The organism is Halomonas sp. CnH100-B (assembly GCF_024124605.1).
Classification (GTDB): Bacteria; Pseudomonadota; Gammaproteobacteria; order Pseudomonadales; family Halomonadaceae; genus Vreelandella.
Window position 1 is genome coordinate 325,010 of the sequence record NZ_JAMXRX010000003.1, and the last position, 22,680, is coordinate 347,689.

Consider the following 22,680-nt stretch of genomic DNA (forward strand, 5'->3'; position numbering starts at 1 on the left):
CCCGTTCAGCATGGTCACTCATGACCGGTGGTTCAAGTGCCCGGGTCAACGCAGCGTCGAGCGCTATGATGAGCGGCGCGATTTGCGCAGCGATTGCGTCAGGCGGTCTAGCAGCATGGCCAGGATCACCACGGCGATCCCTGCTTCGAAGCCGTCGCCCGGGCGTAGACGCTGAATGGCGCGCCACACTTCGCTACCCAAGCCATCGGCACCGATCATGGCCGCAATCACCACCATCGACAGCGCCAGCATGATGGTCTGGTTGATGCCTGCCATCACCGTGGGCAGCGAAAGCGGTAGCTGTACTTTGAACAGTTTTTGGCCCCGCGTGGCACCGTAGGCGTCGGCAGCTTCGATGAGCTCGGTCGGCACTTGACGAATGCCCAGCGTGGTAAAACGAATCGCAGGAGGCATGGAGAAGATGACCGTGGCGAAAATCGCCGAGACCGAGCCAATCCCGAAGAACGGAATGGCAGGAATCAGGTACACGAACGCGGGCATGGTCTGCATGAAGTCCAGCACGGGCATGATCAGTCGGTAGAGCCGCTCGGAAAGCGCCGCGGCAATCCCCACGGGCAAGGCAATGACCACCGCCACTAGCGTGGCAATCACCACCAGCGTCAGCGTCTCGATCATCGGGTTCCAAAGCCCTAGATTCCAGATCAACGCCAGCCCGGCAACTGCACCAATGGCCAAGCGAGTGCTGGCGAGTTTCCAGCACAGCAGCGCAATGATCGCCAGCAGTGCCCACTCGGGTAGCCACATCAGGCCATCGTTGAGGCTGTTGATCCCTGTTTGCGTCACGCGGGAAATGCCGCGCGTCACGACGGAGTATTCGCTGGTCAGCCACGTCAGGCCGCTTTCGATCCAGCTACCTAAAGGAATACGTGCGATCTCCATTACTGCTCTCCTGCTCGTGCCAGTTCATCCAGTACCGCGCCTTTCACCACAACGCCCAGCAGGCGCTGCTGCTCATCCACCACCGCAATCGGGTAGCTCTTTTCGCTAAACATGGCGAAGAGGTTTTGCAGCGGCTCGTCTGGCGGCACTTTGCGGAAGTCCTGAGTCAGGTGATGGGTAATGGTCTCGGCTTTTTCCTCGATGGCACGGCTAGCCGCATCGGCTTCGAGTAGCCCGAGCAGTTGGCGGTCACGGTCGGTCACGTAAATGGAATCGATACTGTGATCGCGCATACGGTGCAGCGCCGTTCGCGGGCCGTCGCTGTCCCGTGCCGTGGTGCGCACCGGGCGCATGGCGCTCTCGGCGGTCAAAATGCGCGAGCGGTCGACCCCCTCGATAAAGCGGCGGACGTAGTCATCGGCAGGCTTGGTGAGGATTTCTTCCGGCGTGCCGATTTGTACGACTTCACCATCTTTTAGCAGCACGATGCGGTCGCCGATATTGAGTGCTTCATCTAAATCGTGGGTAATGAAGACGGTGGTTTTCTGCATTTTGGTTTGCAGCTGCAGAAGCTCTTGCTGCATATCTTTCCGGATCAGCGGGTCGAGGGCCGAGAAGGCCTCGTCCATCAGCAGAACGCTGGCATCGTTCGCCAAGGCGCGGGCAAGCCCGACGCGCTGCTGCATGCCGCCCGACAGCTGGTTTGGGTAGGCGTCCTCCCAGCCTTCCAAGCCCACTTGCTTCAGCGCGTTATGAGCAATCGACTGGCGCTCCGATTTTTCGACGCCGCGAATTTCCAGGCCGAACTCGGCGTTCTGCTGAACCGTGCGGTGAGGAAAGAGCGCGAAGTTTTGAAACACCATCGAGAAGTGGCGACGGCGGCACTCCAGCAGGGCCTTTTCGCCCAGCGTTGGGATGTTTTCGCCATCAATGACGATCTCACCTTCGGTGGTGTCGATGAGGCGGTTCAAGCAGCGAATCAGGGTCGATTTACCCGAACCCGATAGGCCCATGATGACCAGTAGCTCGCCTTCGTAAACGTCGAAGGAGATATTGGAAAGGCCCAGGGTTTGGCCCGTTTTTTCAAGAATTTCAGGGCGCTTGAGGCCTTGGTCGCGTAGCTCAAGTGCTTTTTTGGGCTGCTTGCCAAATACCTTGCTCAAGCCGCGTACCTGAATTTTGACAGGGCGTGTCTCGTCCATCAGCGGTGCCTTTTGATTGAATGAGCAGCCTTGTGTCGTTACTCAATGCGCTTACCTGCGGCCTTTACGTGCTTCCTGCAAGCAGCGACACAAAACGGTTCATAAGTAGAAGTTAAGATTATATTTGATAAATTATTACAAATTATTATACATAAGTGAGCGGGATGTGCCACAACGCTCCCGTCCATCCCGTCAATTTACGCCACATGTGCCATTTTGAACCCCCGCCTATGACCCTGTCATGACAGCGGATGGCATCCTGGTTTTGTTTTTAAGATATTGTTTTTAAAGTTAAAATTTATTTTATGCGGATGTTGGCACGAAGTGTGAAAGTATCGTTTTAGAAACGCTTGGCAAGTGACGCAAGCACGTTAGTCGTCAATGGAGGCAACCCTTATGGACAAGCAAGTGAGCCAACCGCGTAAGCGTCCACGTGTACTGACGCTGTGTATGTTAGCGGCAACCGTCAGCACCCTAGCCTTGGCTGGCTGTGGTAATGGCGACGAGGAGATGCCCCCGGCACAGCAGCCCGACACGCTGGAGCAGGATGCCACCACCTCTACCGCTCCTGCTGCTGAGAACGAGCCTGCCATGGCAGACGAGCCGATGAACGAAGACCCCGGTCTGGGTGACGACCCGGCAGCAGCGCAAGAGCCGATGCCTGATGAGCAGGCGCCCATGCCGGAAGAAAATACATCGGCGGCGTCCGCAAACGATCCTGAAGAGAATCCTGGTTTCGGTGAAGGTACCGACCCCATGCCCGGTGCCGATGAAGCGGGTACCGATGACGCCCCTAGTGGCGATGAAGAGGAAGACATGACTAACGGCCAATAGTCGTCAACGCTCCCTACGATGGTAGGCCGACCCAGCTGTCTGTTCCCTGCGGCTGCTCCACGCGGTTTACCATCCTTTTCGCCCCCGCGCCCGCGGGGGCTTTTTTTTGCCTTCGGGCGGTGCATGCCGGGTGGCGCTCGGTTTTGCAAGATCGCGGACAGCCGCTAAGGTTAGGGGAGCAGTCGCTGCCTTGGCGGCTGTTTGCCCATGATCAAGGAAGGAGAACGACATGATGTCACGATTACGCAACGCGCGTGGGTTGGCGTTACTGCTGAGCGCACTGCTCATGGCAGGCGTGCTGACGGGGTGCGGCGATTCAGAGGCACCGACCACCGATTCAGAAGCACCGGCAGACGAACCTCAAGAGCCCATGGATACCGGGCCCATGGCGAACGATGGCCAGGCGACACGGGAGTCGCCCGGTGAGGGCGTCACGGAGTAGGCGTTAAAAAGCCGGTCGTCGAACGGCGACCGGCATGGGATTACTCTTCGCTATCTTCTAACCGCCGGTAGAGCGTGCGGCGGGCAATCCCCAGCACTTCGGCCGTGCGCCGTTTATTCCCACCTGTGGCTTCCAACACCTTGCGAATATAGCGCTTCTCGACCTCTTCTAGGCTCGGCCAGCGGGCCGGTGCGGGTGCCGGGATCTGGGTGCCGGGCAGCACCTCACCGCTGAGCGTAGGCGTGGTGTCGGCACTGCTCTTTTGCTGGCTGGATTGTTCGCGTAGGCGTTCGGGCAGGTCCTGATGCTGCAGCACGCCCGCTTCGCTTAGTGTGACCGCGCGCATGATTGCATTCTCCAGTTCGCGTACGTTGCCTGGGTAGCTGTAGTTCAACAGGCTGTTGAGGGCCTCCGGCTCGATCTGCTCGATCTGTTTGTCCTGGGCTTCCGCGTGTTTGTCGATCAACGCAAAGACTAGGTGTTCGATATCCGTGCCGCGCTCGCGTAGCGGTGGAATGCGCAGTGAGAACGTTTCCAGGCGGTAAAACAGATCGCTTCGGAAGTTCTCCTGCTCGATCTCTTTTTCCAAGTGGCGGTGAGTGGCGGCAATGATGCGCACGTCCACCGGCTCCTCGCGCTCGCCCCCCACTGGGCGAACGGTTTTCTCTTGCAGGGCGCGCAGCAGCTTGGCCTGCAGATTGATCGGCATTTCGCCAATCTCATCGAGAAACAGGCTGCCGCCCTGGGCGCTGTGAAACAGGCCTTTACGGGCCTCGTTAGCGCCGGTAAAGGCGCCTTTCACGTGGCCAAAAAATTCGCTCTCCATCAGGTCGGCAGGAATGCTGGCGCAGTTCACGGGCACGAACGGAGCATCGTGGCGGCTGCTCTCCTGATGAATCGCTCGGGCCAGCAGCTCTTTCCCGGTACCGCTTTCACCCAAAATCAAAATAGGCGCATCGCTTTTCGCCAACCGCGACGCATCGTGAAACAGCGACTGCATGGCCGGGCTCTTGCCCACGATGCCGTGAAAATGGCTAAGTTCCGTATCATGGGAAAGGGACAAACGCTGGCGCTCCAGTACGCGAAAAACGGCCTCGCGGATAGCGTCTAAATCCAGAGGTTTGGTCAAAAAGTCGTCCGCCCCTAACTTGAGGGCCTCAACCGCTTGGTCAATGGTGCCAAATGCGGTAATCACGATGATGCCAAGCTCGCTGCCGCTCTGGCGGAGCTGTTGAAGTAACTGAATGCCGGTCATGCCCGGTAGCCGTACATCGGTAATCATCATGGCCACCGGCGTATGGCTCAGCAGAGCAATGGCCTCTTCTGCGCTGGGGACACCCAGTGTGTCGTAGCCCGCGTCGTTGAGCTCTTCCTCTAATAACTCACGGATAGCGGCGTCATCTTCCACCACCAATAACGGTAAAAGGTGTTCCTGATGGGTCACAAACGTCGTCCTCAAGCGGATGCGGTTTCACTAAGGGGCAGCGTAATTTCAAAGCCAGCGCCGCCAAGCGCGCTGTCAAATACGCCAATCGTCCCGCCGTGGTCGTTAATAATGCGGTGCACCATCGATAATCCCAATCCGCTGCCTTGGCCCACCGGCTTGGTGGTGAAAAATGGATCGAACACTTGATGATGGTGCGATGCAGGTATGCCGGGCCCGTCGTCTTCAACCCAAAGGGTCAACTCTTCACTGTGTGCCTGCGCGCGCACACGGATATGGCTGACCTGGGGAGCTTGGGCGGCGTTGCGTAATAAATTGGTCAGCACTTGAACGATTTGCTGACCATTGACCAATAAATGGGGGGTCGGAGTAGGAAGATCAATATCCAGATGGATATTTCGTGGTTCCAACTCCTCTTCGACCAGCTCACTGGCACTGATGATAAGCTGATCGAGCGCTTGGTGTCCTTTCTCCACGTTATGTTGTCGGCCAAGTTCCATCAGCTGACGGACGATCTCGACGATGCGTTCCACTTCGCCACGAATGCGGCCAAGCCGTGCCCGCTCATCGTCGCCAATCGTATGACGGCGAGCCAAGCGCTGAGCTTGGCCATTGATGACCGTCAAAGGGGCGCCGATCTCGTGGGCGACCCCAGCGGCGAGCACGCCCAGTTCGGCGAGCTTTTTGGACTTGCGTAGACGCTTTTCCAGCTCGATTTCGCGCCGCTGTCGCGCATCGATGTCGCGATCTTTTTCGGCCATGGCGTCCAGCATGCCGTTCAAGCCCGACGCAAGGCGGCGATACTCCGTGGGGCCATCTGCCGTGGCCCGCTGGCTGCGGTCGCCATCTTCGACCAGCAGCATGACGCGCAGCAGGCGGTTGAGCGGCCGCTCGATATAGTGGCGAAATCCCCACCAAATGCTGAACACGATGCCCGCTGCCCCAATCACGAAGACCAGTACGGCCACGATGCTAATAAACCCGGTGTAGTTCTCGATGCCGGTATTGAGGCGGTTCACCTGCAGCACGCCCTGCACGGTGCCATCTTGGGTGCGCAGGGGCGTCAGCGCGGAGTAGTAGGTCCAGCCCTCTTGCTGACGGTAGCTGCTGTGCATGTCGTCGGTGGCGATGACCTGTTGGATCTCTTCTGGCGTGAACAGATCTTTCCCCAGGCCCAGGCCGTATATTTCTCGGCCTTGGGGGTCGAATACGTAAGCGCCATAAATGCGGTGAAACGAAAACGCCGATTGCAGCGCTTCTTCCAACGGCGTGGCGCTGTCGCGGGCCACTGCGTAGCTCAGAGAGGTGCTGAGTGCGCGGGTGATGATCTCGACTTCGGTTTGCAGCTTGGAGCGCACGTTGTCTTCCAGCGATTTGATCGCCACTAGACTAAACACCACCAGAATTACGAACAGCGGTACGATGACCGTTAAAATGATGAGGTTACGTAGTCGCATCGTACTTCCTGGTGGTGGCTCGAGATTAGCGCTGGGTCGGTGTCAGGCGGTAAAGGCTGCCTTGGCTGCCGTCGGTTAGCAAGTAAATCGCCTCATCGGGCCCTTGGCGAACGTCGCGGATGCGGCCAATCTCGCCATCCAGAATCAGCTCTTCGTCGGCCACTTGGCCCTCGTCGAGGGTGAGGCGCAGCAGCTTTTGGCTGCCAAGGCCACCCGCCAGCAGGCTTCCTTGCCAGGGCTCAAAGGCATCGCTGGTCACTTCGGCCAAGCCCGAAGGGGCAAAGCGCCCATCGAAGCGATAGACCGGGTCTTCCATGCCGGGTTTGGATTCCACGCCAATGGGTTCGTTGGTGGCGTAATCGTTGCCCAGGCTCACCTCCGGCCAGCCGTAGTTGTTGCCAGGCACGATCTGGTTCAACTCATCGCCGGTGCGCGGGCCGTGCTCGGTGGCCCAGGGCTCGCCATTGCTTAGCACGGTCATGCCCTGAATATTGCGGTTGCCTAGGGTGTAAATCTCATCCAGCGTATCGTCGTCATCCACGAAGGGGTTGTCATCTGGCACGTCGCCGGTCTCGGTGAGCCGCAGCGTAGAGCCTGCGTGGTCCTCGCGGGCTTGGGCGCGGGAAGGGTCGACGCCGCGGTCGCCAATGCTCATGAGTAGCGTGCCATCTTTGAGCCACGCCAAGCGTGAACCGTAATGCCGGCCGGGAGAGGAGGCGCGATCCTGCTCGAACAAATGCTCGACCTCGCCCAAAGCGTCGTCTTGCCACTTGACGCGCGAGAGCGCCGAGCGGCTTTGACTGCCTTCTGGCTTGCTCCAGGTGAAGTAAATCCAATCGTGTTCGCCGTCGCCGAACTCAGGGTGCAGCGCCACATCGAGCAGGCCCCCCTGACCGTTTTGGCTGACTCGGGGCAGGCCACTCAACGCCTCGATGCGTCCCTCGGCGTCGACGAGGTTCAACCCCCCGCTGCGCTCGCTGACCAGATAGCGGCCATCGGGCAAGAATGCCACCGCCCAAGGGTTGTCGAGGCCGTCGGCCACGCGCTCGATGGTGAGGGCTAGATGCTCGGTGTCTAATGCTTGGTGAACGACGTCCGCATGAGCTGCGCTGGCGAGCAGAAGCCCCGTGACGCAAGGGGCCACCCAGCGAACGGCGCGATGGCAGAGCGAGCGGGGGTGTGGCGTTTGCGGTCGAACGGGCAGGGAGTGTCGCATTGGCATTGTATGTCCTCGAGTGGCGCAACGTCAGTAGTAGTCTAGCAGTGACTGCCAACGACGGGCGGGGGTTCCCGGCGCTACATCAGCAGCGCCAGCAAGGCCGGTAAATAGAACAGCGCCATCAAGGTCGAACAGAACACGAGGCTGGCCACATAGGCCGGTTCGCGCTGGGCACGTTGGGCGAATAAATAGTTGAAGACCGCCACCGGCATGCACATCTGTACCACCAGAATGTTCTGCGCCAGCGGTGGCAGACCTAGCCAGCCAGCGATGAGCCACGCAGCCGCCGCGGCCAGCGGAATACGGATGAGACTAAAGCCAACCCCAGAGCGCAGGCTTTTCACCTGAATGCTAGCCAGCGATACGCCGAGGGTGATGAGCATGAGCGGTACGGTGAAGCCCGACATGAGATCGACCGTGTTGGCCATCCATAGGGGCAGCGGGGTATCGGTCAGCAGCAGCGCCATGGAGATGGCGATGGCGTACACCGTCGGGGTTTTGAGCAGAGTTTTAACCGGGTTGCCCTGGCTACTGAGCACCGCCCCCAAGGTGAACTGAAACAACGAAACCGTCACCATCACCGTAATGCCGTAAGCAAAGCCCGCGCTGCCAAAGGCGTACAGCACCACCGGCAGCCCCATATTGCCCGTGTTGGGGTACATCATCGGCGCGATGAGCACTCGCCAATCTCGGCGCAGCACCTTGGCAACGGCAAAACTAGCGGCCCCCATGCCGACGATCACCAGGGCGGCAGCCAGCATGACTTGACCGAACGTGCTGGCATCGATCGTTGCCCCAGACAGCGACGCCAGCACCAGCGCGGGCGTACCAATATTGAAAACGAGGCGTGTCACAAAGTCGACGGGGTAGGGTTGGCCGAGGCGAACCCATAGAAAGCCTAGCCCGGCACCGGCCAATACAGGGGCCATGACGGCGAAGAGTTCAGCGAGCATTAACGTTCCTTGACGATCATCGGCCGCCTATTGTGGGTAATTAGGCGGCTAACTGGCAAGGTGAATCGCTAGTGCGTGCGCACGGCGCCAGTGCGGGTTTGCCATGCGGTGGGCACCTGATCACGCAGAAAGTCCAGCAGCGCGTTGACCCGGCGGGAGTGGTGCCCGTAGGCATACAGCAGCGTCACGGGTAGGGGAGCAGGTTCCCAGCCGGGCAGGCAGTTGACCAGATCACCAGGGTGGTGGCGCTCGCGTTTCTCGACCACCCAGTGGGGCAGCAGGCCGATCCCTTGGCCATAGGCGATGGCATCGATGTGCAGCGCTGTAAGATCCACCCGGAGCCGCGAGCGGGGTGCGTTGAACAGGTAGTCGGCGTGTTCGGCGTGGTGCAGCAGTAGGCCGCTGGATGCAGTATCCAACAAGTCGATCCAGGCATGCGCATCCAGCTCTTGAGGGTGCTGCGGCGTTCCTGCGTGGGCTAAATAGTGCGGGTTGGCGTAGAGGCCTCGGGTGAGGTGGCCCAAACGCTCCTGATTCAGCCCGCACTCATGGGTGGCGCCTAGCCAAATGTGCACGCTGTTGCTGTGCATCTTGGTGGGCGGCGTCTCCCGGGTATGCAGGGTTAGCTCGACCTTGGGGTAGCGGGTCAAGAACGCATCCATGACGCCTGCCATCCAGCCTCGTGCCAGCGCGCCGTGTACTTCGAGCGTGACTTTACCACTGATCTCCTCGCGCAGCTCCGCCAGCGCCTCTTGGCTGTGGGCGGCCATGGCCAGCAGCTCGGTGCAGTACTGATGAAACAGCAGGCCCGCTTCGGTGGGAATCAAACGGTTCGCCTGACGACGCAGCAGCGGTTGGTTTAGCCGGGCTTCTAGCTGGCTGATTCGGCGACTCAACGTCGATTTTGCCAGCCCGAGCTTCTGTGCGCTGCGTGTCAGGCTGCCGGTGGTCATCACATCGGCAAAAGCGGCGAGTTCATCAAAATCGTACATAGTCGGGACCACTGGCGAAACGGAGTCACGCTATTGTGCCATCGAATTTGCTGAATGAAAATAATTGCCATTTGTGTTCCGCTTGGTTGAACGCACCGTCCCGCCCCTTTGTGCAAAGAGTATGCAAAAATATAAATGCTAATAATTCGTATTTGTAAGCAAGTGCTCTTTATATCAAAGGAACCCGCTATGTCTTCTCGTTTGCGCCGTACGCTGCTGGCCAGCGCTATTTCATCTCTCGCCTGCGGGGCAGCCGTGGCTCAAGAAACGCCCCAACTTAACGATATCGTGGTGACGGCCTCCGGCTTCGAGCAGCAGATCAGTAGCGCCCCCGCCTCGATCAGCGTGATCTCCCGTGAAGAGCTGGAGCGTGGTCACTACCAAAACGTCACCGATGCACTGCGCGACGTACCGGGCGTGGTCGTCACTGGCGGCGGGCGTGGCGATAACGGCAACGATATTTCCATTCGCGGCATGCCGTCACAATACACGCTGATTCTGGTCGATGGACGCCCGCAAAGCTCACGAGAGTCGCGTCCCAATGGGGATGCGGGCTTTGAACAGGATTGGCTGCCGCCGCTGCAGGCCATCGAGCGTATCGAGGTGGTGCGCGGGCCGATGTCAACGCTATACGGCTCCGATGCCATCGGCGGGGTGATCAACGTGATTACCCGCAAGGTCGCGGATACGTGGCACGGCAATATCCAGCTCGATACGGTGCTGCAGGAAGACAGCGCCTCCGGCGACAGCCGACAAGCGAACTTCTACCTCAGCGGGCCGCTGGTGGGCGAGCGCTTGGGGCTACAGCTCTATGGCCGCACCTCCGAGCGCGACGAAGACGACATCGAGTACGGCTACGAAGAAAAAAGCCTGCAAAGCCTGACCGCACGGCTAAGCCTGGCCGCTAGCGACAATCACGACTTTACCGCCGAAGCGGGCATTACCGAGCAAGACCGCCGCTCGCTGGTGGGGCGCTCCGGGCCGGTGGACGGCTGCCGTGGTGGCTGCACCGACAGCATCGGCGAGTACACCAACACCCACGTGGCGGTGACCCACAGCGGACGCTTCGATTGGGGCACCAGCGAAACCTTCGTGCAGCGCGAGCGCAGCGAAAACCAGTCTCGGGATATCGAGATTACCAACACCACCGCGAAAACCAGCGCCCTGATTCCCTTGGGTATGCACATGCTCAGCGTCGGCGCGAGCTGGGAAGAGGAGTCGCTGGACGATAGCTCGACCAACCAAATCTCCGACCGGCAGACAATTGAAAACAGCCAGTGGGCGCTGTTCGTGGAAGACGAGTGGATGCTGACCGACGCCTGGGCACTGACCGGCGGGCTGCGCTTGGACGATGACGACAACTACGGCAGCCACCTGAGCCCGCGCCTTTACAGCGTATGGAACATGACACCGGAATGGACGCTGAAAGGCGGCGTATCCACCGGCTACCGTTCCCCCAACCTGCGGGAAATTACCCCGGACTGGGGGCAAATCAGCCGTGGCGGTAATATTTACGGCAACCCGGATCTCGAGCCGGAAACCTCGCTCAACAAAGAGATCGCGCTGCTTTACGGTAACGACGCAGGCCTGAACGGCAGCCTGACGCTGTTCCACAACGACTTCGAAGACAAAATCACTCGCATTGCCTGCCCGACCGATATTTGCCGCGATGGAGCGAATCAGTTTGGCAGCGACCCGACGTATCGCGTCAACATCGATGACGCAGTGACCCAAGGGGTCGAGGCCAGCCTGAGCGCACCGTTGAGCGATACGCTGGCGCTGACCGCCAGCTACACGTTCACCGATTCCGAACAGAAAAGCGGCGAGTACGCCGGTGAGCCGCTGACCCAGCTGCCCCGCCATCAGGTGTCGGCCTCGCTGGATTGGGACGTGAACGCACGGCTTAGCCAGTGGACCAAAGTGACCTACCGGGGAGAAGAGAGCCAGCCCACCACCGGGCCCTCGCAAAGCGCCATCGTCGCGCCGTCTTACACCTTCGTGGATGCCGGTATCGGCTATCAGCTCAACGATAGCACCACGGTGAATGCCGGAATCTACAACCTGTTCGACGAGCGCATCACCTACGATGAGTATGGCTACGTGGATGACGGCCGCCGGGTATGGTTGGGCCTGAACGTCGCTTTCTAAATAACGCGAACGTCGTTCATCATCCTGCAAGTCGTCAATGGACGCGGCCACCGCCAAGTGGCCGCGTTTTTTCATGCCTGCGAGCGAGCAGAGCAGCGCTCGGTGATATTGAGCACGCTGATCATCAACGCAGGGAGGAACGTCACTGTGACGATGGCCGTGCCTAACAGGCCAAACAGCACGATGGCCCCCACGCCGCGGTACAGCTCGGTGCCCTCGCCGGGTAGAAAGACCAGCGGTGACAGCCCGCACAGGGTGGTCAGCGTGGTGATGGCGATGGGACGCAGTCGGGTCTGTACCGCCTGAGACACCGCTTCCTGAACGCTGAGCGTTTTGTCATGCAAGCGCCGTCTGGCTTGGTCGACCACCAAAATCGGGTTGTTGACCACCGTGCCCATCAGAATCAAAAAGCCCAGCATGGTAATCATATCGAAGGGCTGGCTGAGCGGTGCTACGCCGATCAATGGCAGTAGGCTGCCCACGCCGTTCATGGCGGCCAGCCCCATGATGCCGCCCACCACGCCCAGCGGTATCGACGTCAGAATCAGCAGCGGATAGCCCCAATGGGAGAAGATCGCCACCAGCAGCAGGTAAACGATCACGATAGCGATCAGGAAGTTGCCGGTAAGCGCCTCACGGGTGGCGTTTAGCTGGTCGCTGGCGCCGGAAATCGAAACATCCACCGTCGAGGGCAACACGCCTTCCTGGCGCAGCCGCTCCAGCATCGCCTCGGCCTGCTCGACGCCTGCCTCTAATGCAATGCTGGCAGGCGGAATCACGTTCAGCGTTACCGTGCGGCTGCCGTCTACCCGGCGAATCACGCTGGTATCCATGGTTTCATCGATACGCGCCACCGCCGATAGCGGCAGCGTATAGCCATCGGGAGTATGCAGCGGCAGGTTTGGCAGTTGGTCTAACGGCAGCGACGCCTGCGGGCCATAGAGGTAAATATCGATCTTCTCATCGTCTAAAAAGAAGTCATCCACATACGCCCCTTCCCCCAGAGCAGAGACCGAAAAACCCACCGCCTCGGCGGAAATTCCCAGCTCCGCGACCCTGGCCCAGTTAGGGCGAATTTGAATCAAGGGCTGGTCGAGCGACAGCGACGAAGGCTGGCTTTGAATACGCGGATTGCCAAACTGCGTTTGGGCTTCCCGGTAAAGCGTATTGGCAGCGCCGTACACCGTGGCTAGGTCCGGGCCCGCCACATCCAGGTTGATGCTGCGCGTGCCGCCATCGTTGCTGGAAATAATCGAGCCTTTCGAGGCAAAGGCGCGCATGCCGGGGAAGCGCTCGTAGTAGTTCGTGAGTGCCTCCATCAATGCTTCGATATGCGAAGAGTCGACCGCTTCGGCAACAATGAAAAGCTGCGTGGGGGCCACACGCATGTTCATGTAAGCCAGCGGCGGCACCTCGGTATCGCCCGCTAAAAAGGCATCCGGCTCCGCCTGCACATGGGGTAGAAAGTACGCTTCAACCTGCTCGGCAATACCAGCCATCTCCTGCAGGCTGTAGCCAGGAGGCGGGCTCATGCGGGCAAAGGTTTTGGGCTCTTCGCCTTCGGGCAGGTACTCGGCGGGTGGTGTCAGAACGAGTATCGTCCAGCCACTCATCAGCAGCGTCAGCACTAGGGTCACCCCGCGGCGCAGCGGGGTCGCCATCAGCCGCTCAAGTAGTGCGCCCAGCCGTGAAGGTCGCTCGTCGCCGGACGCTAGAGCGCCGTCGAGTTTAGAGGCGTGATGCATCGAAAAATTGAAACGAGAGCAGAGCGAAGGCACCAAGGTGACCGCCACCAGCATGGAGGCAAAAATTGCCGCCGATACCGCAATGGCCACATCGGAGTAGAGCTGCCCGGCCTCTTCTTCGATGAACAGAATGGGTAGGAATACCAATATGGTGGTGGCGGTGGAGGCGAGCGTGGCGGGCCACACTTCCTGCACGCCGCGCAACGCCGATTCGATGCGGTCCAGCCCCTGGCGGCGGTAGCGCTCGATGTTCTCCAGCACCACGATGCTGTTATCCACGCTCATGCCGATGGCAAAGGCAATGCCCGCCATGGAGATCACGTTGATGGTGCGGCTGGTCAGCATCAGGCCGACGAAGGCTGCAATGGTGCAGAACGGAATGCCAATTACGCCGATGAAGGTGGCGCGGGCCGAGCGCAAGAACAGGTACATTACCAGGGTCGCGAAGGCGGCCCCGAGCAGCAGGTTGCTCCATACGTTGCTCACCGAGGCTTCTACGTAGCGCACGTCATCGGCGGTGAGGACGATCTCCATACCGGCAGGGCGGAGCACGGTCTCGTTGATCGCTGCCAGTTCTTCTTGTACTGCGTATTTGATGTCGATGACATTGGCGCCGCTCTCCCGGCGCAGGTCCATCCCGATCCCCGCCTCGCCATTGAAGAACGACAGCTGGTTGAGCCGCGACTGCCCTTGGCGAACCTCCGCCACGTCGGCCAGCCGCACGATGCTATCGCCTTCACGCGTCACCACCAGCTGCGCCAGGGCCTCGGCGCTATCGAACCGGCCCAGCGTGCGCACCAGGTAACGCCGCTTGCCCGCGTCCAGCTCGCCGCCGGAGATATCCCGATTGCGCTGGGTGATCGCCTCGCGCAGCTCCAGCAGCGAGACGCCGCGCTGGGCCAGGGCGGCGGGGTCGACCAACACTTGTAGCTGGCGCTGGGCGCCGCCGTTCACACCGACTTCCGAGACCCCTTCGATGCTCTCTAAACGCGGGCGCACGCGGTCTTCGATGAAGTCGCTCATCAGCTGGATATCCAGCGCCTTGGGGTTGCCGGGCAGGGTGCCAACGTGAAAACGCAAAAACGCATCGGTGGAGAACGCCGCCGACACCACCCGGGGCTGGTCGACGTTATTGGGGTAGGAGGAGACTTGGCTCAACGCGTTGTTCACTTGAATCAACGCGGCGGTCATGTCCACGCTAAATGGAAACTCCAGCTCGATCTCGGCGCTGCCGCTTTCCGCCACCGCCGTCATGCGGGTGAGATTGGGGACGTTGCGCAGATACTGCTCCTGCTCGATCAATATCTCTTTTTCGATATCCTGGGGCGTCGCGCCCGCCCAGCGCGTCTCCACGGTGATGGTGCGCGCTTCGATATCCGGAATCATCTGCACCGGAATGCGCAGCGTCGCGGCGATGCCCAGCAGCAGGAAAATCAGCGCAATCACGGTCACCAGCGTTTGCTGGCGCAGCAGGGCAGCAAACATCATTCGCTACCCTCCGAGACGGCTTCGACGTTTACGCCTTCCACCAAGGCTTCATTGCCGCGTATCACCACCTGCTCGTTGCCGGAAAGCCCGCTGGTGATTTCGACGCGCTCAGCAAAGTTAATGCCGACCTCGACCCGCTGTTCGCGCACTTGGTACGTGCCGGTGTCATCAGGCACGGCGACCCACACCGTTACGCGGCCATCCGGGTAGCGACTCAGCGCATCCCGAGCGACGGTGAGCCCATCGCGCCCGGTGGCGGCGTGCACCACGGCGTCGACCGCATTGCCAGGGTAGAACGGCAGCGCTTCGGGCACCTCGGCGCGTAGCAGGAACGTGCGCGCACCGCTGGCGCTGACTGGCACCAGGGTGGCGATGCGGGCGTCGGCGCTCTGCTCGCCCGCAGACAATGTGAGTGTGGCGTTCTCCTCCAAGGCGGTATAGAACGCCTCGGGCACCTGAAAATCAGCGCGCAGAGCGTCTAGGTTGACCAACCGGGCGACGCTGTCGCCTGGCGTGACCCACTCGCCCAGATTGACGCTTCGCTCGCTGACCACGCCGCTGAACGGTGCCGTCAGGATGTGGCGCTCCAGTAGCGCCTCGAGCCGTGATCGTTCGGCGTTCAGGCGGGAAAGTGCGGCGTTGGCGACGCTTACCGCGCTGCGCCGAGCGCTCACTTCGGTGGCGGCGATGTTGCGTCCCGCCCCGACCGATTCCGCCTCGCGCAGCAGGCGCTGCGCTTCGCTAAGCGCGGCCCGCGCTTCTTCCGCCGCTGCTTCTGCCCCAGCGAGCTCGTAGCGTGCCAAATCATCATCAAGAGCCACCAGCGTGTCGCCTGCATCGACTCGGTCGCCCGGGTTTACGTTAATCGCCGCGACCAGCCCGGCCACCGACGAGGAGAGCAGCGCATCCTCCAGGGAGTTCACCGTGCCGACTAGGTTGAGCTCTTGATAAATGGGCTCACGGTGGACACTCGCCAGTTCGACCCGTGGGGCCGATTGGGCCAGCGCGTCGCCAGCAACGAGTGAAAAAGCCAGTAGCAGCACTAAGCGAGCTAATGGAAGCGGGCGGGCAAGTATAGGCACCGTCATAACAGGTCGTATCCTCACTTAGGTGAAGGGTGGTCAAGGCGTAGGCGCGCAAGTCACGTTCCTTGCCCATACTACCCAAGCGCATGCGTTGACATAGATTAAAACCATGAATGATCGCCATAGAGGAAAGCTACAGTAGTGGCGCTTCACGCAAAGCACGTCACGAACAGCACGTCATAAAAAAGCCCCGGCGCGTAGCCGGGGCAGCAAGTCAGCATTGAAACAGTAAGTGAAACCTCAAGCGTTAGAAGTCGTAAGTGGCAGAGACCCAGACGCTGCGGCCATCCAGCGCTACGCCGTCGGTGGAACGGCCGGTTTGGGTAAAGCGGTAAGCCAGCAGCGTGTCGCCGTTGTGCACGAAGGTATCCGCGCCGGTGAAGTCTTTATCGAACAGGTTGTAGATGGTGCCGGTCAGGCGCACGTTGTCGCTGAAGCGGTAGGAGCTGCGCAGGTTGAACAGCTCGTAACCATCCAGCTTGTTGCCCAACTGCTCTACCAGCGAGGCGGATTCACCGCTTACCTCGCCCACGAAACGCTCGCGGGAAGAGTAGTACTCACCTTCCAGCGTAGTGCTCCAGCGGTCGTTGATCGCCCAGGTGAGATCAGCGGTCAGCTTGTGATCAGGCGTGTTGGTCAGCACCTGGCCTTCATTGGCCCCCGAGGTGATTTCGGAATCGGTGAAGGTGTAGCCACCGCTGACCCGCCATGCCGGCGCTAGCTGGTAGCTGGCATTCAGCTCGACGCCACGGGTTTCGGCTTCGTCGATATTGGTCAGCTGGCCAAAGCTCTCCTGCTGAGTAAAGTTGCCGACGCTCAGGCAGTTCGCCAGCCCGGCGTTGGGCGTATTGCCATTACCATCCACAAACTGGCAGTTAGGAATGTCGGCCGCATCGGCGATACGGTCGGTGAACCGGTTGTAGAACACCGTCGCCCCTGCCGAGAAGCCGCTTTGGTTATCGTAAATAGCGCCAATTTCGTAGTTAGTGCTCTTCTCGGGTTCTAGGTCCGGCGAGCCAATGTTGACCGTAGTGCCCTGGCCGCCAAAACCGTTTATACCGCTATGCAGGTCGTTCAGGCTCGGCGTTTTGTAGCCACGGCTCACGCCGCCTTTCAGCGTCCATTCGGGCGTGGTGTTCCACACCAAGTAACCCCGTGGGCTAAAGTGGCCGCCGAAAGCATCGTGGTGTTCATAGCGGCCACCTAGTGTTAGCGCTAAGTCGTCGCGCAGCATCCATTCATCTTCGGCAAACAGCGCCCAGCTGGTTTGCTCGAAGGTAATATCGCCTGCGGTGCCGTCCTGCAGCTCGGCATCGATGTACTGGCCGCCAATAGTGGCCATGTGGTCACCTAAAGGCGCTACAAATTTGGTGTCGACGATAATATCGCGGTTTTCCAGCAGGCGATCTTCACCGCCCTGGGCTTCATAGCCGTAATCCGGGGCGCTGCCTGCTGGCAGCGTGCGGCCGAGGGTTTCGGTGAAGTTACGCGTTACGCTGCTTTCCCAGGTGCCTGCGCTGTAGTGGCCGGTGTGGCCAATAGCGATCTGGTCGCGGTTGAAGCGCAGCTCGTCTCTATAGCCGTTGACCCGGCCCGGCGAAGGCTGACCGGCACGGTCGGTGCCATCCTGGGTACCCAGGCGGTTATCGTCGTTGGAGTACACCTGACGAGCGCGCTCTGCATCCAGCCACAACTCGTTGGCTTCATCCGGGGTGACGTTCAAACGCCCGCCGATGGAGTAAATGCGCGCTTCAGAAGGGCGCGGGTCGCGACCAGCGCTGTTCTCGATCATGCGTTCGGAGCTGTCGCGGTCGAACAGGCGGCCACGTACTTGCAGGCCGACCGTGTTCTCTACCAGCGGCCCGGCACTGTAGAGATTGATGGCCGAGCGGTTGCCCGCATCGCGATCTTCCTGGAAGGTGTTTTCGACACTCACCGAGCCCGCCCAGTCGTCACCAATGCGGCGCGTAATGATGTTGATGACCCCGCCCATGGCGTCCGAGCCATACAGCGTCGACATCGGGCCACGAATGACCTCGATACGCTCGATGGCAGAGAGCGGCGGCATGAAGCTGGTGGAGGTTTCGCCAAAGCCGTTCGGCGTGACGCTACCTGAGGTGTTCTGGCGGCGGCCATCGATCAAAATCAGCGTGTAGTCGCTAGGCATGCCGCGGATGGAGATGTTCAATCCGCCGGTTTTGCCCGTCCCGGCGCGCACATCGACCCCCGGCACATCGGCAATCGCCTCGGCGATGTTAGAGAACTGTTGTTGCTCCAGCTCTTCACGGGTAATCACGGCAATACTCGCAGGGGCATTGTTCAGCGTTTGCTCATAACCGGCGGCGGTGACCACCATATTGTTGAGCGGTGTGCTGCTTTGGGTGGCTTCTTGGGCATGAGCCACCGCAGTAACGCTAAGCGCGATGGCGCTCGCGAGGGTGGTGCGAGTAAAGCGTGGCATGGCGATCCCCTGATATGAATCTTGTTTGTTAATGAAACTGATTATCAAATGAGTTGCGGATTCTAAGAAGAAAAGTTCCCACTTGCGAGATGGTTTTATCGAACAAGGCGTTGCTAGTAGTGGAACGATCGCTGGCAGAGAGACGCTGAGCTGCCCATGGAGTTAGAAGCGCCATGTGCCGTTCCACCCAGCGTTGCAGGACATGCAACGGGAGATTCGTTGGAATATAGGTGCAAGTGTTTTTGAGAATCGTTATTATCAGCGGCGAGGATCATTTAGGCATAGCGTTTCACCGGAGAGTCATATGCGACACACGTTACTGCAGCGCGGTTTACTGGGAATGTTGATCGGCGGTTTGCTGGTGGGTACTGCCCAAGCGCGCATCTTGGAGACGGCCTACGGCGACGTGGAGGTTGCTGATAACCCGATGCGTGTCGTCACGCTGTATGAAGGCGCGCTGGATGCCGCGCTGGCGGCGGGCGTGACGCCGATAGGGGCCGTCACCACCCGTGGCGGTGATAACGTGGCGCAATACGTTACTGACTACCTGAATGCCCACGAGCTTGCGCACCCCGAGATCGTGGGCGTCGTGCGGGAAATCAATATCGAAGCCGTGTTGGCCCAGCAGCCGGATCTGATTCTGGCCGCGGCCCAACTGCCGGAGGAGCAGTACCAGCTGCTATCGCAAATCGCCCCCACCGTGGTGCCCCCCACACAGCCGCTGGCAGCCGATAACTGGGAAGCCGAAGCGCGCCTGTTCGGCCAGGCCTTGAACCAGGAAGAGGCCATTGACGAAGCGATCAGCGCCGTCGATCAGCGGGTCGACGCGATGGCAGAGGCGGTGGCTGACGCCGATGTAGGCGACAACGCCTATCTGGTGCGCTGGATGCCCGGCGGCCCCATGGTGATGTCGGAAAAGCTGATTGCCACTGGCCTGTTGGAGCGCGTTGGCCTGGACGTTCAAGGCGGCGAGCTGATTGGGGAGCGGGGTGTGCATAGCGACGTGTTGAGCCTTGAAAACCTCTCCCAGGTAGACGGCGACTGGCTGTTCCTGGCCACGCTGAACGACGATGGCCAAGCCGCCCTGGAGAGCGCTAAACAGAGTGCCGCTTTCGATCGCTTGAACGTGGTACAGAACGAGCGCGTGGTGCCGGTGAACGGCCAACTCTGGAGCAGTGCCAACGGCCCGCTGGCGGCCCAGGCGATTCTGGATGATATCGAGAACGCCCTGCTGCCGTGACGAGTGCCGTGAATCGTTTTGCTCACCTCGCGAGCGGCTGGCGTTGTTCGCCACGTGCTTGGATGCTTATTCTGCTCACCGCCCTTGTGGCGGTGAGCGTCGTTAGTTTATTGATAGGCGCAGGCAGCGTTGGCCCCCGGCAAGTGTTAGGGCTGTTGAGCGGTAGTGATCACGCGGAAGCGCGTTTTATCGTCTGGGAGCTGCGCGCGCCCCGCACGCTGATTGGCATTGCCGTTGGCGTGGCGCTGGGCGTAGCGGGGGCGCTGCTGCAGGCGGTTTCCCGCAACCCGCTGGCCGAGCCAGGCTTGTTGGGCGTGAGCGCAGGCGCGGCATTTGCGGTTTCCCTGGCGCTGGTGTTAGGGGCCAGCGCGGCCACTTTACGCATCCCCGTGGCCCAGCTAGGCGCACTGATCGGCTGTGTGTGCGTGCTCAGCGTGGCGCGGCTGCGCGGTGTTGGTAGCGACCCGGTGCGCTTAGTGTTAGCGGGGGCTGCGTTTTCTGGGCTGCTCGGTTCGCTCAGCGCCCTGATGCTGCTTTACGACCAGCGCGCCGCCGATGAAATTCGCTTTTGGGTGGTAGGCAGCTTGGCAGGAAGGCGACTGGACGATTTATGGGCCGTGCTGCCAAGCCTGTTGATAGCAGGAGCGGGCGTTGTCGTGATTGCCCGGCCATTGGCCGCACTGGCGCTAGGGGAGCGGGCCGCAAGCGGCCTAGGGCACCGCCCTGGGCTGATTCGCTGGCTGGCGGTAGGCTGTGTGGCGCTGCTGGTCGGCGCGGCGACCGCCATTGCCGGGCCGATTGCCTTCGTGGGGCTAGTGGTACCGTTCGTGGCCCGTGCCATCGCCGGGCCGGATATTCGCCGCACGCTCTGGTTCTGCCTGCCCATTGGCCCGCTGATCGTGCTTACCGCCGATATCATCTCCCGCGTCGTCGTTGCTCCCTCCGAGCTGCCCTTGGGCGTGCTCACCGCGCTATGCGGCGCGCCGGTGCTGATCGCGGTGGTGCGGGCCAAGCGCCTGCCGATGCTCTAACGCACTTTTTTGGTTATCTGATGCTATGAAAATCACGGCAAAACAGTCGATGAGCGGCGTGGCACTTCCTCGCACATCTCCCTCGTATCAAGAAGAGGCGAGTGCCCAGGCGGTGGCTGCCCCGCAGGGCTATTGGCGCGCCGCGCTGCCCCGCTATGGGGTGAGCGTGCTGATCGAAAAGCGCGCCGTGGTGGTGAGCTTCGGGCTGGGAGCCGCCCTGCTGGCCGCCAGCGTGCTCTATCTGAGCCTGGGCAGCGTGACGCTTTCCCCCAGTGCGGTGGTGGCTGCCTTGATAGGGCAGGGCGATGGCATGACCACGTTCATGGTTCAGCAACTGCGCCTGCCGCGCTTGGTCGCCGCCTGTTTCACCGGGGCCGCCTTTGCGCTGGCCGGCGTGCTGATGCAGACCCTGGCCCGCAACCGCTTGGCGACCCCCGGAATCATCGGTATCGATAACGGTGCCACCGCCTTTGCGGTGGCCTCGATCGTCGGCTTGGGCGTCGGCATCGCCCCGCCCGCCATGGCGCTGGCGGGGGCGACTACCGCCGCGGTACTCACCTTTGGCCTGGCGGCGGGCAGCGGCACCCAGGGCTACCGCTTTATCGTGGCGGGCATCGGCGTGGGCGCGGTATTTGGTGCGGTCACGCAGCTGATGCTGGCGCGGGTAGCGATCGATACCGCCAACGCCGCCTACCCCTGGACCGTCGGTTCCCTCAATGCCCGCCCGGCAAGCGCGGTACAGCTATTGGGTATTGGCTTAGCGCTTGGGCTGGTGGCAGCGCTGGCGCTGGCCCGCTCGCTCACGCTGCTGCGCTTTAAAGATGCGACCGCCAGCGGCCTGGGCACCGCGGTGAAAGCGCGGCGGCTGCAGGTGCTGTTACTGTCAGTGGTGCTCACTGCGCTGGCGGTTGCCGTGGCGGGGCCGGTGGGCTTGGTGGCGCTGATCGGCCCTGAAATTGCCCGTTCGCTCTCCAGCGCCCGCCATGTGCCCATTCTAGCCGCCACGCTGGTGGGGGCGCTGGTGATGGTGCTGGCCGATTTAGCGGGCCGCACGCTGTTTGCCCCCATCGAGATTCCCGTGGGGATCGTCACCGCCGTGGTGGGTGGCCCCTGGCTACTCTGGATACTAATGCGCCCGCAACGGAGCCGCCCATGATCTCGTTACCCACGCTTTCCACCGATGCGCTCAGCATGAGCTACGGCCAGCGCCAAGTGATTCACGACCTCGGCGTTAGTCTGCCCAGCGGGCAAGTAACCGCCATCGTTGGCCCCAACGGCTGCGGTAAATCCACGCTGCTCTCTGGGCTTGCCCGCCTGCACAAACCCGATAGCGGTGCCGTGCTGCTTAACGGCCACGACATCGCCCAGATGCCCGCCCGCAAATTGGCTACTAAGCTAGCGCTACTGCCCCAAGAGGCGGTTGCGCCGGAAGGGCTGACCGTGACCGAGCTGATTCGCTTTGGTCGCCAGCCCCACCAAGGCTGGCTGCGCCAGTGGTCAGCGGAAGATCAGCAGGTGGTGCACCATGCGCTGGCCGCTGCCGGGTTGGAAGCGCTGGCCGACCGGCCGCTGGAGGCGCTTTCCGGCGGCCAGCGCCAGCGCGCCTGGATCGCTATGACCATCGCCCAGCAAACGCCGCTTTTACTACTCGACGAGCCCACCTCCGCGTTAGACTTAGGCCACCAAATAGAGGTGTTCGAGCTGGTGCGCGACTTGGCCTGCCACGGCCGCACGGTGGTGATGGTGCTGCACGACCTGGCCAGTGCCTGCCGCTACGCCGACCACCTGATTGCCATGCGCGACGGGCAAATCGTTTCCCAGGGGGCGCCCGCTGAAGTGGTTACGCCAGCGCTAGTGCGGGAGCTGTATCAGGTAGAGTGCACGCTGCTGCTCGACCCCGATACCGGCAGCCCTTTGCTGGCCAACGTGCGCCGAGCAGCGCCACCCGTTTAAAGGCGGCTAATGCTCTATAACAATGCTAGATAACGACGTAAAAGGAATCGATGTGGCTTCTTCCCCACCCCGCGCTGACAAAGCGT

At 61.0% G+C, this 22,680-nt stretch carries 17 protein-coding genes; 7 read left to right on the forward strand and 10 right to left on the reverse strand.

Going from position 1 to position 22,680, the window contains the following annotated elements; translation table 11 throughout:
- Positions 1 to 63: 63 nt before the first annotated feature.
- Together NH398_RS08245 and NH398_RS08250 are read right to left on the reverse strand one after the other, a co-directional pair.
- A complete protein-coding gene (locus tag NH398_RS08245) occupies positions 64 to 900 on the reverse strand; it encodes a proline/glycine betaine ABC transporter permease (protein ID WP_159342971.1) in 837 nt (278 codons plus the stop codon).
- A complete protein-coding gene (locus NH398_RS08250; protein ID WP_159342969.1) occupies positions 900 to 2,102 on the reverse strand; it encodes a glycine betaine/L-proline ABC transporter ATP-binding protein in 1,203 nt (400 codons plus the stop codon). The genes NH398_RS08245 and NH398_RS08250 overlap by 1 nt, the downstream gene beginning before the upstream one ends.
- Before the next feature lie 396 nt (positions 2,103 to 2,498).
- On the opposite strand from NH398_RS08250, the gene NH398_RS08255 reads away from it, so the two are divergent.
- On the forward strand, positions 2,499 to 2,936 hold the full coding sequence (locus tag NH398_RS08255) for a hypothetical protein (RefSeq protein ID WP_159342968.1): 438 nt from the start codon (positions 2,499 to 2,501) through the stop codon (positions 2,934 to 2,936).
- A 229-nt stretch (positions 2,937 to 3,165) separates the two neighbouring features.
- Complete coding sequence (locus NH398_RS08260; RefSeq protein WP_253017773.1) at positions 3,166 to 3,378, forward strand: hypothetical protein; 213 nt, start codon at positions 3,166 to 3,168, stop codon at positions 3,376 to 3,378.
- A gap of 40 nt (positions 3,379 to 3,418) precedes the next feature.
- Here the strand turns inward: NH398_RS08260 and NH398_RS08265 are convergent, their stop codons facing one another.
- From NH398_RS08265 to NH398_RS08285, 5 genes are all read right to left on the reverse strand, one after another.
- Positions 3,419 to 4,822 (reverse strand): sigma-54 dependent transcriptional regulator, encoded by a 1,404-nt coding sequence (locus NH398_RS08265; protein WP_159342966.1) that lies wholly within the window; start codon positions 4,820 to 4,822, stop codon positions 3,419 to 3,421.
- Positions 4,823 to 4,833: 11 nt separating this feature from the next.
- Positions 4,834 to 6,279: a HAMP domain-containing sensor histidine kinase gene (locus NH398_RS08270; RefSeq protein ID WP_253017775.1), complete on the reverse strand. Its 1,446-nt coding sequence runs from the start codon at positions 6,277 to 6,279 to the stop codon at positions 4,834 to 4,836.
- A 25-nt stretch (positions 6,280 to 6,304) separates the two neighbouring features.
- Complete coding sequence (locus NH398_RS08275; RefSeq protein WP_253017777.1) at positions 6,305 to 7,501, reverse strand: PQQ-dependent sugar dehydrogenase; 1,197 nt, start codon at positions 7,499 to 7,501, stop codon at positions 6,305 to 6,307.
- A 74-nt stretch (positions 7,502 to 7,575) separates the two neighbouring features.
- Complete coding sequence (locus NH398_RS08280; protein WP_253017779.1) at positions 7,576 to 8,451, reverse strand: AEC family transporter; 876 nt, start codon at positions 8,449 to 8,451, stop codon at positions 7,576 to 7,578.
- A gap of 68 nt (positions 8,452 to 8,519) precedes the next feature.
- On the reverse strand, positions 8,520 to 9,443 hold the full coding sequence (locus tag NH398_RS08285) for a LysR family transcriptional regulator (protein ID WP_253017781.1): 924 nt from the start codon (positions 9,441 to 9,443) through the stop codon (positions 8,520 to 8,522).
- A 189-nt stretch (positions 9,444 to 9,632) separates the two neighbouring features.
- On the opposite strand from NH398_RS08285, the gene NH398_RS08290 reads away from it, so the two are divergent.
- On the forward strand, positions 9,633 to 11,591 hold the full coding sequence (locus NH398_RS08290) for a ligand-gated channel protein (protein WP_253017782.1): 1,959 nt from the start codon (positions 9,633 to 9,635) through the stop codon (positions 11,589 to 11,591).
- Between the two features lie 71 nt (positions 11,592 to 11,662).
- On the opposite strand, the gene NH398_RS08295 is transcribed toward NH398_RS08290, so the two are convergent.
- The 3 genes from NH398_RS08295 to NH398_RS08305 all read right to left on the reverse strand — a co-directional run bounded on the left by NH398_RS08295 (position 11,663) and on the right by NH398_RS08305 (position 18,370).
- Positions 11,663 to 14,824, reverse strand: coding sequence for an efflux RND transporter permease subunit (locus NH398_RS08295; protein WP_366070301.1), 3,162 nt, complete (start codon positions 14,822 to 14,824; stop codon positions 11,663 to 11,665).
- Positions 14,821 to 15,912, reverse strand: a complete 1,092-nt coding sequence (locus tag NH398_RS08300) for an efflux RND transporter periplasmic adaptor subunit (RefSeq protein ID WP_253017784.1) — start codon at positions 15,910 to 15,912, stop codon at positions 14,821 to 14,823. The genes NH398_RS08295 and NH398_RS08300 overlap by 4 nt, the downstream gene beginning before the upstream one ends.
- A gap of 244 nt (positions 15,913 to 16,156) precedes the next feature.
- Entirely contained in the window at positions 16,157 to 18,370 is a 2,214-nt protein-coding gene (locus NH398_RS08305; protein ID WP_253017786.1) for a TonB-dependent receptor, read from the reverse strand.
- Positions 18,371 to 18,674: 304 nt separating this feature from the next.
- Between NH398_RS08305 and NH398_RS08310 the strand changes: the two genes are divergently transcribed.
- The 4 genes from NH398_RS08310 (at position 18,675) to NH398_RS08325 (ending at position 22,594) form a co-directional block, all read left to right on the forward strand.
- The gene (locus tag NH398_RS08310; protein WP_253017788.1) at positions 18,675 to 19,610 is read left to right on the forward strand and encodes an ABC transporter substrate-binding protein; all 936 of its coding nucleotides are present in this window, start codon (positions 18,675 to 18,677) and stop codon (positions 19,608 to 19,610) included.
- A 62-nt stretch (positions 19,611 to 19,672) separates the two neighbouring features.
- On the forward strand, positions 19,673 to 20,641 hold the full coding sequence (locus tag NH398_RS08315; RefSeq protein ID WP_153842620.1) for an iron ABC transporter permease: 969 nt from the start codon (positions 19,673 to 19,675) through the stop codon (positions 20,639 to 20,641).
- A gap of 25 nt (positions 20,642 to 20,666) precedes the next feature.
- Positions 20,667 to 21,797: an iron ABC transporter permease gene (locus tag NH398_RS08320; RefSeq protein ID WP_253017790.1), complete on the forward strand. Its 1,131-nt coding sequence runs from the start codon at positions 20,667 to 20,669 to the stop codon at positions 21,795 to 21,797.
- On the forward strand, positions 21,794 to 22,594 hold the full coding sequence (locus NH398_RS08325) for an ABC transporter ATP-binding protein (RefSeq protein ID WP_253017792.1): 801 nt from the start codon (positions 21,794 to 21,796) through the stop codon (positions 22,592 to 22,594). Before NH398_RS08320 ends, NH398_RS08325 begins: the two co-directional genes overlap by 4 nt.
- Positions 22,595 to 22,680: the final 86 nt, after the last annotated feature.